Genomic DNA, 13,937 nt, shown 5'->3' with positions numbered 1-13,937 from the left:
GAACTTTATTGTTGCAAAATGAATATTCCCCGTATTCTCCTGGCCGCCCTTAAAGGGGGTTCAGGTAAAACTCTGATAACTGTGGGGTTGACGGCCGCGTTACGCAAAAGAGGCCTTTCTATAAGTGTGTTCAAGAAAGGACCTGATTACATTGACGCCGGGTGGCTCAGTATGGCGGCGGGTCGGCCTTGTTATAATCTGGATCAATATCTGTTCTCTCCGGACGTTGTGTTAAATTCTTTCGGAACAAGATCCGGGAATTCAGACGTAGCGATAATTGAAGGTAATAGAGGTGTCTTCGACGGGACGGACAGCCAGGGCTCGTTCAGCAGCGCAGAATTGGCCAAACTCTTGCGAAGCCCAACAGTGATCATCATTGATTGCATGAAAATGACAGGGACAACTGCAGCCCTTATAAAGGGCTGTCAGGAATTTGACCCCGAATTACGCGTTGAAGGAATAATTCTAAACCGAATCAGGGGAACCAGGCACGAAAAAGTTGTTAGAGAATCTATACAACGGGTCAGCGCTATTCCGGTCGTTGGAGTTGTTCCAGCCATGATGCTGAAGAATTTTCCCCAGAGACATTTGGGCCTGTTGCCCATTCAAGAACATCCGGCGGCAAAAGCCTTTGTAGAGGAAGCAGCAAGCATAGCGGAGAACAGTCTTGATTTGGATCAAATACAAAGAATCGCCCAACAAGCGGAGAATCTTTTTAATCCGCCATCCGATCAAAAAGACAAAGAAAATATTTCTTTGTATCCACGTGTACGAATAGGTGTCTTTAGGGATTCAGCGTTCCAGTTTTACTATCCGGAAAACATAGAGGCTTTAACTTCCCGAGGCGCGGATATTATAGAAATAAGCGCCCTCGAATCAAAACCTCTTCCAAATGTCGACGGTTTGTATATAGGAGGAGGGTTTCCGGAAACCAATGCGCAAAGACTCGCTGACAACCTGGTGTTCAAGGATTCAGTCAGAGTTTTTGTGGAGCTTGGAGGACCTGTTTACGCGGAGTGTGGTGGACTTATGTTCCTGGCCAAAAAACTGGTGGTTGATAACAACGAGTTTCCAATGGCAGGAATTTTCCCGGCAAGCTCTGTTTTAAACAAAAGACCCCAGGGGCTGGGGTATGTGGAACTTAGGGCACGGTCGTCAAACGCTTATTTTGGTCAAGGTCAATTGCTCCGGGGACATGAGTTTCATTATTCAACAATGATACTGGACCATAATGATCAACAATCCTGGCCTTTCGACGTTCTGAGGGGACATGGGGTTGATGGCGCCCATGACGGACTGCAAGTCAAGAACGCTCTCGGAACTTACGCTCATGTTCATGCTCTAGGTGAACCTGCCTGGGCTGACGCAGTGGTTCGAAAAGCGCGGGCGTTTCATACGGCCCAGGAGATTAACACGTAAGACATGCAGAAAATTCCCAGGCTAATGTTAGCCGCTCTGCGGGGCGGAGCAGGAAAAACCTTATTAACAATCGGAATAACCGCTGCGTTGCGAAGGAGAGGTTTATCCGTAGCAGCCTTCAAAAAAGGGCCGGATTATATTGACGCCGGCTGGTTGGGGAAAGCGGCCCAATCAGAATGTTACAATCTTGATGCATACCTGTTTGACAAGGAAACTCTGACCGCTTCATTTATTTCAAGGGCTACACGCCATGACATCGCCATAATCGAGGGCAACAGGGGATTATTCGACGGGGTCAGCGCTTCCGGGGAATACAGTTCGGCTGAACTGGCCAAAATGTTGGCGACTCCTGTGGTCTTGATCGTTGACGCTTCCAAGATGACCAGAACGGCCGCCGCTCTTGTGCTTGGATGCAAGTTGCTTGACCCTGATTGTTCATTAACGGCGGTAATCCTTAATAGGGTCGCTGGATCTCGACACGAAAAAACTCTTCGGGATTCTATCGAAAATTATTGTTCAATCCCTGTCATTGGGTCTGTTAACAAGATGTCGATGGACAATTTCCCGCAGAGACATTTGGGCTTGCTGCCGCTTTTTGAACATTCCGGCGCTAACACTCTGATTGAAGAAGCCGCCAATGTCGCGGAGTCTCATATAAACCTGGACGCCTTATTGGCATTGGCGAATTCGGCGGCCCCCTTGCATTGTTCGGGTTTGATGAGCCCTGAGCCGGAAATCGACCCGGATCATGTCAATCTGAGGATTGGTGTGCTAAGGGATTCGGCCTTCCAGTTTTATTATCCGGAAAATCTGGAAGCTTTGGAAGCGACAGGAGCCCAACTACAGGAGATAACGGCCCTTGAAGCCCAACCGATCCCGGATTTGGACGCTCTTTACATTGGAGGAGGGTTTCCCGAGACGCATGCCGAGCGATTGGCCCAGAACACGGTTTTCAAGGAATCGTTGTACAATGCCGTGAATTCCGGTTTGCCTGTATACGCAGAATGTGGCGGCTTGATGTACCTCGCTAAAGAACTCATAATTGACAGTTCGGCCTACCCGATGGTTGGAGTTTTTGACGTTGCGACAGTCCTCGAAAGGAAGCCACAGGGTCATGGATACATGACTGTTCAGGTGATCGCTCCTAATCCATTTTTTCCTCTCGGAACGGTCCTGAGCGGACACGAGTTTCACTATTCATACATCTGTTCCGAAAATCCTGACTCCAACTCATACGCTTTTAAGGTCACGAGGGGTCATGGAATCACAGGCTCATTCGACGGCATTTTCAAGAACAACGCCTTAGGGACTTATCTACATTTGCATGCGTTGGGAGCGCCTGAGTGGGCGAAGAGCATTTTGAAGGTGGCGTCAACTTATCATAAGACCCGGGTGGGAAACAAAAGTGGACAATAAAAAGCGTCGTGTTGAACAATTTCACTGATTGGAAACAACTATTTTGAACAAATCTTCAGAGCATTTCAGAGACAGGATCGAAGCTGTTTTGGGACCGAAAGGCGTACTGGCCGAGGCGATCCAGGGATATGAATACCGGGAGCAACAGGTCGCCATGGCTGAGGAGGTCCTTTCGGCCCTGATGGCCGAAGATACTCTGATCGTGGAAGCTCCAACAGGGACAGGAAAAACCCTGGCTTACCTTGTGGCGATAGGGTTGAGCGGTAAAAGAGTAGCTGTATCGACCGGGACAAAAAACCTCCAAGAGCAGCTTTTTTTCAAAGATATCCCCTTTGTCAAAGAGCGGGTCTTTCCCGGACTTCAGTCTGCTTTGCTCAAGGGGCGCGGGAATTTCATCTGTCATCAAAGATTCAAGAACTTTCTTCGACAGCCTAGCTTTTACGAACAATGGGAGGAGAAACTTCTCGAAAAAATTATTGAATGGTATCAGGTAACTTGCTCCAAAGGAGACGGAGATCGAGCTGAGTTGGAAAACCTGCCTGATGAAAGCCAGCTTTGGTCTGAAATATGTTCGACCACAGAAACCTGTTTGGGGCGAAATTGTTTTGATTTTGAACGATGTTTTGTTCAGAAAATGAGATCTAAAGCCGCGGAGGTAGACCTGCTGGTTGTCAATCATAGCCTTCTGGCTTCAGACCTGGCTGTCCGCGCGACCGGCCGTGGAGAAGTGATTCCTCGTTTTGACGCTCTCATAGTCGATGAGGCTCATGGATTCGAAGAAGCCGTGACGCAACACTTTGGCTTCCATTCCGGATTTTATAAAATTAGAAAGTACGCTAGAGACTTCAGATTCCAGTTAGCGCAAAGCGACGTAACCGAGGAAAAATTTGAGAAGGAACTTCGAAGATTAGAAGACCACGGGAAGCATCTATTCGGGATTTTTGATGAAATTCCCGGCCAGAAGATCAGGATAGACCCTACTGATCATCGAGTAGCAGAGTCTCTAGCGCAAGTGAGCCAAACCCTCAACAGCCTATTCTCTATGATATCAGGGCTTTTGAAATCCAACGAAGAAATGAAGAATCTAGCTCAAAGAACCCAGGATTTAAGGATTGAGTTGGAAACGATTTTCGGTCCCGTTTCCAACGGGGATTTCGCGACATGGGCGGAAAAAAGAGATAGAACTGTTATGGCTCACGCATGTCCAATCGAAATAGGGCGATCCCTTCAAGTCAGGCTTTACGAGAAGATTCCCGGTGTTGTATTCACATCAGCCACACTCGCAACCAGAGGTTCATTCTCCTATTTTAAGTCCAGCGTTGGTTTGAACGGCGACTTGTCTCCGAAAGAACGAATCTTGGATTGTCCTTTCGATTATTCAAAACAGACCTTGTTTTACGTTCCAGAGTCCATTCCGGAACCCAATTCGGATCAATTCGCTACTGCTTTATCCAAGGCGATTGGTGAAATACTTTCAGTTTCAAGAGGGAGAGCCTTTGCCCTATTCACGTCTAACAGGAATATGGAAAAGGTTTTTCAGGACCTGAAAGGCAAGCTGCCTTTTCCTCTTCTGCTTCAGGGCACAAAACCAAAAACGAAACTGCTCGAAGAATTCAGGGCAAGCGAAGGCGCGGTTCTTTTTGGCACGGCATCCTTCTGGGAAGGTGTTGATGTCCAGGGAGAGGCGCTGTCATGCGTCATCATTGATCGATTGCCTTTTGCGCCTCCGGATGATCCTATTCTAGCTACGAGGGTCGATTTGCTGAGATCAGCCGGAAAAAACGCCTTTTTCCTTTTGCAGGTCCCGATGGCGGCGATCTCCCTGAAGCAGGGGCTGGGAAGGTTGATTAGAACCCGGAACGATCACGGAGCCCTATGTGTAATGGACACAAGGATCCTCTCCAAGAGCTACGGGAAGATCTTTTTTGAAAGTCTCCACAAAAGTCCCTTGACTCGGTCCTTAAAAGCTGTGAAAGCCTTCTTTGAAAAGAGTGGCCAAAAAAGTTCGAAGACGCCTCAACAAAAGCGCCAAGGGACTACAAGTCCGGAAATTTGACCAATGTGATGTCCATGTTTGAAATACGGTTCAAGCAAGAGTCTTTTGATCAACTGTTTATCGAGATTACAGGGAACATCTCGGTGGATGACGCTGTGGCCGTTGATAAAGAGCTTTCGAAAATATTGGAGTCGCAACCCCTCAAAAACATAAGGCTGGATCTTGGGGGAGTGGATTACCTGGATGGCGCCGGAATAGCGGTAATGAGAAACTTTGTCCGTCGTTGCACGAAACTCCACAACACGGTAATTTTTTCGAATGTTCCACCCGCCGCGAAGCGATATCTGGACGTCAATCCATCGGCAAGTGAGAACGATCGAGATATCCTGGGAGAAATAGAAGGGTCTGACCTGGTGAGCCAGTTAGGTCAAGGAATGATCCAACTCAGGAGCAACGCTTACGATATCGTTAGCTTCGTAGGTAGTATAGTTGAAGCCTTCTGGTCGGGGTTGAAGAGACCCTTGCCCAGAAGGTGGGACGGATTGACAAAACTCTTCGAAAAGGCCGGTGTTGACGCAGTGCCGATTGTGGTCACCCTCAGCTTTCTGATGGGGGCTATCCTGGCTTTTCAAGCGGCCATCCAGCTCCGGAAATTCGGGGCCAACATTTTCGTGGCTGATCTGGTGAGCTTATCAATTTGTCTTGAAATGGGGCCTTTGATGACCGGTCTCATCATATCGGGACGTTCCGGCGCCGGATATGCCGCTCATATAGGGTCCATGCAAGTTTCTGAAGAGATAGACGCTCTACGGGTTCTTGGGATAGATCCAATTTTTTATCTGGTTGCCCCAAGAATTCTGGCTGTAGCTCTTGCTGCCCCATGCCTGACGATTCTGGCCGATATAATCGGGATAATTGGTGGTTGTTTGGTAGCGGGGTTTTCCCTGGATGTCACTCCAGCGACCTATTTTAGCCAGGTAAAAAAAGTCCTTGAAGTCAGTGATGTGATGAAAGGACTGGTCAAGAGTTGCGTCTTTGGGATAGAGATCGCGGGGATAGGCTGTCTGAGAGGATTTCAGGTCAGAGGAGGCGCTGAAGGTGTGGGATCTTCCACGACTTCAGCCGTCGTAACGTGCATATTTGTGCTAACTGTAACCAACGCTATCTTTGCAGTGTTGTTTTATTATTTCCCCCGCATCTGGGTAATTTAGTTTTTTAAGCAACTTTTAGGGGTCGCGATAGGTCTCATACAAGTATTGCGGCAAACTCAAAAAGGGGTGGAATTGACCCAAGGCAAGATTTCAGCAATCTCAGTTCGAAATGTTTCTGCAGGCTACTTCGGGGAAATCGTAATTCGAGATGTTTCTCTGGAAATTGCCAGGGGAGAAATTTTTGCTGTCATGGGCCGGTCCGGATGCGGGAAGACAACCTTGTTTCGAGCGATGGTGGGTTTGCTCAAACCGATCAGTGGAGAAGTCTATTACGGCGCTCAGAAGATGGATCCTATAGATGAACAACCTCACCTGGGAATATTGCGAAAACTTGGTGTCCTGTTTCAGTCCGGGGCTCTTTTCACTTCAATGACAGTGGCTGAAAATGTTGCGTTGCCGCTCCGTCAATTCACCTCTCTGTCCAAAAACGTTATTGAGGAAATAGTGCGTCTCAAACTGGATTTGGTAGGCTTGCTGAATTCAGCCGAAAAAACACCAGCGGAACTCAGTGGAGGAATGCAAAAGAGGGCGGCCCTGGCTAGAGCCATGGCGCTGGATCCGGAAATTCTTTTTTTTGATGAGCCTTCCGCAGGGCTGGACCCTTTGACAAGCGCCGAACTTGACGAGACGATCCTCAGCATAAATTCATCTATGGGCACGACGATTGTGCTGGTAACCCATGAACTCAGAAGCGCGTTTAGAGTGGCTGATCGCGCCATCCTGCTCGACCCGGTAGAAAAGACGGTTATAGGGGAGGGGTCTCCGGAGGACCTGAGGAACAGCGCATCAGACCCCAGGATTAGAGACTTCTTCAGGGGACGTGTCGCTGAAGACAAAATTTCATCAAAGAAGGGCGCAAATGATTAATTTTTTCGGGAACGCTACCGATTAATAACTTTCGATAACACTTCACATCAATGATGCTGAAACTGAACTGATTGTGTGATAATTAGCCATTGAGCCAAACGAATTGACTTTCTTTCTGAATAACGGATCTGTCTTGATTTCTGGGAGAAAAGAGTATGAACAAGCAGTCAACGAAATTCAAAATCGGTCTTTTTCTAATTGGGAGTTTGTTGTTGACTGTGGCAATCTTAATCTGGTTGGGCGCTTCCCGGTATTTTGAAAATTCGCAAACGGTTGTGGCGTATTTTTCAGAGAGCGTTCAGGGGCTTGAATCCGATAGTCCCGTGAAATTCAGAGGGGTTTCTGTCGGCAGGGTGCAAAAGATTAAGATGGCGCCTGACGGAAGGTTGGTAGAGGTCGTAATGGGACTCGACCCAAATTTCAAGGTTACTGATGATCTTGGGGTTAAAATTAATCTACTGGGTTTAACCGGATTGAAATATTTGGAGATGGATTCATTCAAACACGATCAATACAAGGAACCCATAGAGTTGGACTTTAAACCGCGATACAGAGTTATACCGACTTACGCCTCAGACATTAAAGAAATCGGAGCCGCCCTCGAAAATGTGTTCCAGAAACTCAAAGCTCTTGATATTGAAAGAATTTCTAATCATTTGCTGAGAGTTTCGGTAAAGCTGGATAAAATACTTTCCGACTCGAAAGTTGATACAATTGGAAGCGACGCCTCGGACGCCATTCGCGAGATAAAAGAAGCCGCGAAGAAAATCAATGATGATCTTTCAAAAGCTCAACTAGGAAAATCGCTGTCCAAAATGATGGAGAAAACCAATGAATTCCTTCAGGTGAGCACGGAAACGGCAAGGAACACAGACAGGATGATACGAAGGACAGACAACAACATCAGTTTGTTGACACAAAAATTAGATCGAAGCGCCGACAACTTGATCGACTTTACCCGGATGATAAAGAACAAACCATCCAGTATAATCTTCGGGCCTGGTGAGAAAGCGGGAGACGGAAGATAATAGTATCCTGTTTGGGCGCTTCTTTTTATTCCAGCTTGGCCGGCTCGCAAATCATGGTTCAGAATAGATCAGAACTCAGGGATAGTCTGCAAACATATTCATCATATTTAACAGCTCGGAAAAATTTGAGAATCCTGCTGTTCGCAGCCTCAATTCTAGCGTTTTCCGGATGCGCCTTATGGAACACGGACGCTGTGGTTTTTCACGCAATAAATTATCCAGCCCCCAAAACGAACAGAGAACACCGGATTCCGGAAACAATAATGGTATACCGTCTTCTCATGGATTCATCGGTTGATAGTCAATATCTCGTAATTTTGAATCTAAAGGGCAATACCAGGAGTGTTAGCAGCCACGCCTGGGTTCAGGATCCTTCCGAGATGATCACCGAATTGATAACCCGGGATCTGGAATCTTCCGGGTTATTTGAAAAGGCCATTGATCAGACCAGCAATCTTCCATATAGATATGGGCTGGAGGGTCAATTGAAGAAATTTGAAGGAGTGATCAACAACGGCAAAGGCGCCGGCCTGATTCAGGCTGAAGTCAGGTTAATAGATTTTGAACACCAGTCAGCGGGCAATAGTGAACTAATCAAGAAACTTTACACTGTAGAGGTTCCGAGCGTGGATACCAAGCCTGAGTCCATAGTGAAGGCGCTGGACAAAGCATCGATGGATTTATCCGAAAAAATTAGAAATGATGTAGGAAAGATCCTGATAAGTAAAAACTGAATACCAGAAAAATTTTGGACGCGGGTTCCATAATTTATTAAAGTTTTGACAACCTGGAATTGCTTGGCGCTTTAGTAGATGTTATTTAAAGAGGGGTTCTCAAGTTATAGCGTGAGGCGCAAAATGAAACGCATTCTTGTCGTTGATGACGAAAAACACATTTGCGAGTTGTATAGGATGGAACTGGAGGAAGAAGGTTACGCTGTTTCAGTTGTTCATTCGGGTAATGAAGCCCTGGAAGAGGTGGATCGCAATCCGCCTGATTTAATCGTGTTAGATATACAAATGCCCGGGATGGATGGGATTGAAACGTTAGAAAAACTTCTCGGAATGGACAAAGGGATTCCGGTCATCCTCAACACCGCTTACAGTCATTACAAGGACGATTTCACCACTTGGGGAGCGGACGCGTATGTTGTGAAATCGTCTGATACGTCCAGACTCAAAAAAGAAATAAAAAGGTTACTCGGAGCATGAACCTGAGAAACGAGATGAAAAGCACTTTGTGCATACTCATGGCTGGTGGAAAAGGCGAACGTCTTTATCCTTTGACCAAAGCCAGAGCCAAACCTTCGGTTAGATTCGGCGGCATTTACAGAATCGTTGATTTTACTCTTTCTAACTGCCTCAATTCAGATATACGAAGGATTTATGTCTTGACGCAGTATCGATCGGTTTCGCTGGATCGCCACATCAGACTGGGGTGGAACATTTTCAATCACGAGTTGGGAGAGTTTATCGAGTGTGTGCCACCTCAGCAAAGAAATGTGGACCGTTGGTACCGCGGAACCGCTGACAGCCTCTACCAAAACATTCACATCCTGCAAAGAGAGCGGCCCAAGAGAGTTTTGATTTTGTCCGGAGATCATGTTTACAAAATGAACTATAACGACATGTTATCGTTCCATATCGAAAAGGGGGCTGATCTTACCGTAGCTGGTGTCGAGGCGCCGAGAGAAGAAGCCAAAGCGTTCGGTGTAATAGGCTGTGACGATGACTATCGGATCGTTGATTGGGAAGAAAAACCGTCAGATCCCAAGCATGTTCCGGGAAAACCCGATAAATCATTTGTGTCCATGGGGGTCTATATCTTTGACACGAAAGCCCTGGTCAAAAACGTTATAGATGACGCCAAAAACTCGAACTCCTCATACGACTTTGGTAAAGACATCGTGCGCAAAATGATAGACACGAATAAAGTTTATGTTCATAGTTTCAAAGAAGTTAACAACGAATCAAGCGCTTACTGGAGAGATATTGGAACTGTGGACGCTTATTGGCAGGCCAATATTGACCTGTGTTCAGCAACTCCATCGTTCAACCTTTATGATCAGGAGTGGCCGATCAGGACCTACCAGGAACAAGTCCCACCAGCAAAGATTATGGCCTCACACTTTTCTGAGCCATCCAGGCCTGCTGGAGTGGAAACCGTAAATTGCATAATTTCGGGTGGAAGCTTGGTTTCCGGGGCGCGAATAGTCCAATCAGTGCTTTCTCACGGAGTTGTTGTGGGTGAAGGTAGCGTGATTGAAGACTCAGTGCTTCTTGACAAATGCCGGATTGGAAAGGACGCCAGGATTAAAAAAGCAATCATAGACCATGACGTAAATATTCCTGATGGCGCAATTGTGGGCTACGATCCTGACGAAGACAAGAAACGGTTTACCATCTCACCTGGCGGAGTTGTTGTAGTTCCGAAGGGTATCAGTCTGGATTAATACGATAAATTCTTTTCAATTTGGTTCGTTTCGGAAAGGGATAATATGCCTGACTTGATGATCGAAGGACGACACATTGGATATGGATGCAATGTTGACACGATCGATGTTTCCAAAACCGTGTTGTTACTTATACACGGCAGTGGAGGAGACAGGGGCGACTGGCAATGGCAACTCGAGGGAATAAAAGCTCCCGGTGGTGTCATCGCCATTGAACTTCCAGGTCATGGCGAATCCGAAGGCCCTGGGGAATCATCGGTTCCAATATACGCCGACTGGGTTGCAAAGTTCGTTCTTGGTCTGGGATTGCAAAGAGTAGCGCTTATGGGGTGTTCGCTCGGGAGCGCTATTTCGCAGTGGATATGTCTTGAGCGCAAACCCTGGGTGGTGGCATTAGGATTAGTAGGCGCCGGCGCCCGTCTTCGGGTTTTGCCTTCTCTGCTCGATGGATTGATAAACGAACCCGCCCTGTCATTGAACTCTTTGGCCGACTTCTGCCTGTCCAGGTCAGCCACGGATTCTCTTAGGAATGAAATGAAGGCAAAATATCAAAAGGCCGATCCTTACATTATTCATGGAGATTTGAGCGCATGTGACAAATTTGACGTTATTAACCGGATTCATGAAATTTCCGTCCCCACACTGATTCTGGTCGGCGCGGAAGATTTTCTTACCCCGGTCAAGTATTCGAAATTTCTGAATGACAACATCCCTGGATCAACCTTGGTGAATATTCCCAACGCAGGACATCTGGCGATGATGGAAAAACCTGAAGAGTTCAACGCGGCTACGCAGAACTTCCTGGACAGCCTTTAAACGATTCATCGATCATAAGGAATTGTCGCAATCGAGACCGGTTCAGGCGCAGTCAGGGGTATGCCCAGTCTTTCTTAGAAACCTAATCTTAAAATTCTCCGCTAAATTCTACCCGATTACGTCCAAGATTCTTCGCCCTATAAAGCGCATCGTCCGCAGCTCTGACCACTGAGTCCGCCGTGTTTGGACGATTCTCTCCCTTGATCACAACTACGCCGGAACTAAGGCGCACGTGAAGGGTTCCTTCTGCGCTCACGATCGGGTTTTCATCAAACAACGTCCTCAAACGTTCGGCGACAATCGCGGCGTCCCCGGTATCGCATCCCGGCATGACCACAAGGAATTCCTCTCCGCCGTATCTGCCGACTGCGTCATAGGGCCTGAGCCCGGAAGTTATTCTACCGGCGGTCTGGCGCAGAGCCTCGTCGCCGGCCAGATGGCCGTAGGTGTCATTAATGCTTTTAAAATGATCAATGTCTGACATGACTACTGCAAGAGGGGAGCTTTGCCTGTGAGATCGCTCCAGCTCTCTGTCCAGAATTCCGAGTATTGCGTATCTATTCCACAGGCCCGTCAGAGAGTCATGGGTAGCCTGAAATTCCGATGCTTTTAATGCCTCCATCAAATCTTCCTGGAGCTGGATGATTCTGGTGGCCGCCCTGATTCGGACGCGTAGTTCCTGTGGATCAAAAGGTTTGGTAATATAGTCATCAGCTCCGGCTTCCAGCCCTTCAACGATGTCCTCTTTTCGGCTCTTGGCTGTAAGCAATATGATATATGTATAAGGTCTAGAATCTAGTTTCCGTATCTCCCTGCTCACGGTGAGGCCATCCATTTCCGGCATCATCCAGTCCAGAACCGCCAACTTTGGCGCGTTTTCGGAATTCAGCTCTTTCCATGCCTGCGCCCCATCCGAACATACTACAAGTTCGTTTCCCCAATTCTTGAGTTGCGCCTCCAGAATTCGACGGGTTATCGGATCGTCTTCAGCCAATAGAATTCTCACTGGCGGCAATTCCTTTATTTATCGAAACGGAAATTTAAGTCTAACTTATAGCGGGATGATAAATCAAAAACCAACGATTGGGAAGGGTGTTAAAAATGTCGTTGTTTGTTGAAAAATTCACAAATTCCTGGCCCAAGGGCCTTTTCTTGATTCAACCAGTTCTCATACAGATGATTTTCAGACAGATTAAGGTGGGGGGTGAAAAGATATACTTGTCCTGGAGTGTCCCGCTGCAGTGATAGTTGCGCTCACTTGTTCCGAGCGAGACCATAAAAGGCTCGTAACCGGAAAGATATGCGCTTTTGTTGCAATACATATTTTTAGCATGGGCTCCTTCTTGTCAAAACGGGTTACTATCGATTACTCTTTGGTAGATGGATCCAACAAACAATCTCAAAGTGCGGAGATAGACGACTATGAATTCCCTGGCGGTTGAAAAACGAGCGAAACAGCTTTTCGATTCCGGTTTCTATTGTGCGGAAAGTGTCTTGCAGGCTGTCGCCGAGCACGCGGCAACTCATTCTCCGCTTATCCCCAAAATATCGACTGGTTTTTGTGGCGGGATATCACGCTCCAAAGGAATGTGTGGCGCAGTCACTGGAGGCGTCATGGCGTTGGGAATGATATTTGGGAGGACCAGCGCAGACATGCCCCCTGATGACACATACCTGAAAGTGCGGGAATTGCTCACCACCTTTGAGAATCAATATGGCTCAAGCAACTGCTTTGACCTAACTGGTTGCGATTTCAACGAAGCGATGGGCCGCGAAAGATGGAAAGAATCTGGAATGGCCAACAAATGTAGGGAGTTCACTGGCGCAGCGGCACGCATGGTGGTTGAAATAATAGACGGTGGGGTGGCCGAACAAGCTAAGGCGTAACCAACGGGTCAAACCGGCATAGGTTATCGTAGCTGTCAGTTTCATTCTAAAACAGCAAGAACCCTTTGGCGAAGGAGTTTTCGGTCCGATTTGTATTTCTGTGCTTCGGCTGACGCGTCCTGGCTATTTGAAGGTCGAACTCCCTTGCCATAAATATCCGCAACGACAGCGATGTAACCCATTTGTGCAAGTCTGTCGGCGATAGCCTTGTACGGTTTTCTTACGCCCATCCAGTCGGGCACGACCAACACTCCTGGTTGCTGCCCCGAGACATCTTTTTTGAATGCCAGGTATCCTTCAAGCTCTACGCCAACGTCCTTGTACGCTACCGGTTGTGTCTGAAGTCCCGCAAATGCGATTGCAGGAAACAAAAAAACGCTGAGCAATTGAACCGCTTTCCTCATGTTTGCCTCCATAAATCATTCGTGGCCAAGAGTTCGCCCTCTCGGTCGATAAGATGCTAAACGTGGAATAATCGATTCATTATCATCTATTTCCGCCGATCAACTAACGAACCAACGGGTCCACGTCAACGGCCCAACACAGTCTGAATAGGTCTTATACACGCGGCCGCCTTGTGGTGGTAAATCTCCTCGAGGCTTATAGGGCTAAGGAATGAAATTTTGAGAAGGTTGGGCGTTAGATTCAGATAACAATGTTTTTATAAGAATTGTTTAGACCTTTTTATACGCCTATAAGATGTTGGACAACTCGATAATCTAGGAGTCTGTCGGACTTAACGTGACCGACCCCAATTTATAGAGACCTTAATTGGCACAACATCCTGATATTATGATATTTAACAGCGTTTATCTCTTGCGTAGCACAGCGGTTCTGAGGTATAT

13 protein-coding genes are annotated in these 13,937 nt (G+C 47.2%); 11 read left to right on the top strand and 2 right to left on the bottom strand.

All coding sequences use genetic code 11. The annotated features are described in order from the left end of the window. Window positions 1-18: 18 nt before the first annotated feature. The 10 genes from WC647_15165 to WC647_15120 all read left to right on the top strand — a co-directional run bounded on the left by WC647_15165 (window position 19) and on the right by WC647_15120 (window position 11,205). Window positions 19-1,419 (top strand): cobyrinate a,c-diamide synthase, encoded by a 1,401-nt coding sequence (locus tag WC647_15165; protein ID MFA6223648.1) that lies wholly within the window; start codon window positions 19-21, stop codon window positions 1,417-1,419. A gap of 3 nt (window positions 1,420-1,422) precedes the next feature. After that, window positions 1,423-2,835: a cobyrinate a,c-diamide synthase gene (locus WC647_15160; protein MFA6223647.1), complete on the top strand. Its 1,413-nt coding sequence runs from the start codon at window positions 1,423-1,425 to the stop codon at window positions 2,833-2,835. Between the two features lie 43 nt (window positions 2,836-2,878). Next, entirely contained in the window at window positions 2,879-4,891 is a 2,013-nt protein-coding gene (locus tag WC647_15155; GenBank protein ID MFA6223646.1) for an ATP-dependent DNA helicase, read from the top strand. A gap of 14 nt (window positions 4,892-4,905) precedes the next feature. Beyond that, on the top strand, window positions 4,906-6,042 hold the full coding sequence (locus WC647_15150) for an MlaE family lipid ABC transporter permease subunit (protein MFA6223645.1): 1,137 nt from the start codon (window positions 4,906-4,908) through the stop codon (window positions 6,040-6,042). Between the two features lie 72 nt (window positions 6,043-6,114). Continuing rightward, entirely contained in the window at window positions 6,115-6,909 is a 795-nt protein-coding gene (locus WC647_15145; GenBank protein MFA6223644.1) for an ATP-binding cassette domain-containing protein, read from the top strand. A gap of 155 nt (window positions 6,910-7,064) precedes the next feature. Beyond that, a complete protein-coding gene (locus WC647_15140; GenBank protein ID MFA6223643.1) occupies window positions 7,065-7,937 on the top strand; it encodes an MlaD family protein in 873 nt (290 codons plus the stop codon). A gap of 53 nt (window positions 7,938-7,990) precedes the next feature. After that, window positions 7,991-8,671: an ABC-type transport auxiliary lipoprotein family protein gene (locus tag WC647_15135; GenBank protein MFA6223642.1), complete on the top strand. Its 681-nt coding sequence runs from the start codon at window positions 7,991-7,993 to the stop codon at window positions 8,669-8,671. A 123-nt stretch (window positions 8,672-8,794) separates the two neighbouring features. Further along, a complete protein-coding gene (locus tag WC647_15130) occupies window positions 8,795-9,148 on the top strand; it encodes a response regulator (protein ID MFA6223641.1) in 354 nt (117 codons plus the stop codon). Between the two features lie 14 nt (window positions 9,149-9,162). Then, window positions 9,163-10,389 carry a glucose-1-phosphate adenylyltransferase gene (gene glgC / locus WC647_15125; GenBank protein MFA6223640.1) on the top strand — a complete coding sequence of 409 codons (1,227 nt, stop codon included), beginning with the start codon at window positions 9,163-9,165 and terminating at the stop codon, window positions 10,387-10,389. Between the two features lie 45 nt (window positions 10,390-10,434). Then, window positions 10,435-11,205 (top strand): alpha/beta hydrolase, encoded by a 771-nt coding sequence (locus tag WC647_15120; GenBank protein ID MFA6223639.1) that lies wholly within the window; start codon window positions 10,435-10,437, stop codon window positions 11,203-11,205. An 88-nt stretch (window positions 11,206-11,293) separates the two neighbouring features. On the opposite strand, the gene WC647_15115 is transcribed toward WC647_15120, so the two are convergent. Then, entirely contained in the window at window positions 11,294-12,211 is a 918-nt protein-coding gene (locus WC647_15115; protein ID MFA6223638.1) for a diguanylate cyclase, read from the bottom strand. A gap of 416 nt (window positions 12,212-12,627) precedes the next feature. Here WC647_15115 and WC647_15110 point away from each other — a divergent pair, with 416 nt between their 5' ends. Beyond that, entirely contained in the window at window positions 12,628-13,092 is a 465-nt protein-coding gene (locus tag WC647_15110; GenBank protein MFA6223637.1) for a C-GCAxxG-C-C family protein, read from the top strand. Between the two features lie 41 nt (window positions 13,093-13,133). Here the strand turns inward: WC647_15110 and WC647_15105 are convergent, their stop codons facing one another. Then, window positions 13,134-13,496, bottom strand: a complete 363-nt coding sequence (locus WC647_15105; protein ID MFA6223636.1) for a dienelactone hydrolase family protein — start codon at window positions 13,494-13,496, stop codon at window positions 13,134-13,136. Window positions 13,497-13,937 lie beyond the last annotated feature (441 nt).

This window comes from Desulfomonilaceae bacterium (genome assembly GCA_041662605.1).
Taxonomy (GTDB): Bacteria; Desulfobacterota; Desulfomonilia; order Desulfomonilales; family Desulfomonilaceae; genus CAJBEZ01.
This window is presented reverse-complemented; position numbering and strand designations above follow the sequence as displayed.

Bases quoted from the DNA above. Each gene is read 5' to 3' on its own strand.
- WC647_15165 (MFA6223648.1), top strand. From the start codon at position 19: ATGAATATTCCCCGTATTCTCCTGGCCGCCCTTAAAGGGGGTTCAGGT.
- WC647_15160 (MFA6223647.1), top strand. From the start codon at position 1,423: ATGCAGAAAATTCCCAGGCTAATGTTAGCCGCTCTGCGGGGCGGAGCA.
- WC647_15150 (MFA6223645.1), top strand. From the start codon at position 4,906: ATGTTTGAAATACGGTTCAAGCAAGAGTCTTTTGATCAACTGTTTATC.
- WC647_15140 (MFA6223643.1), top strand. From the start codon at position 7,065: ATGAACAAGCAGTCAACGAAATTCAAAATCGGTCTTTTTCTAATTGGG.
- WC647_15135 (MFA6223642.1), top strand. From the start codon at position 7,991: ATGGTTCAGAATAGATCAGAACTCAGGGATAGTCTGCAAACATATTCA.
- WC647_15130 (MFA6223641.1), top strand. From the start codon at position 8,795: ATGAAACGCATTCTTGTCGTTGATGACGAAAAACACATTTGCGAGTTG.
- glgC (MFA6223640.1), top strand. From the start codon at position 9,163: ATGAAAAGCACTTTGTGCATACTCATGGCTGGTGGAAAAGGCGAACGT.
- WC647_15120 (MFA6223639.1), top strand. From the start codon at position 10,435: ATGCCTGACTTGATGATCGAAGGACGACACATTGGATATGGATGCAAT.
- WC647_15110 (MFA6223637.1), top strand. From the start codon at position 12,628: ATGAATTCCCTGGCGGTTGAAAAACGAGCGAAACAGCTTTTCGATTCC.
- WC647_15105 (MFA6223636.1), bottom strand. From the start codon at position 13,496: ATGAGGAAAGCGGTTCAATTGCTCAGCGTTTTTTTGTTTCCTGCAATC.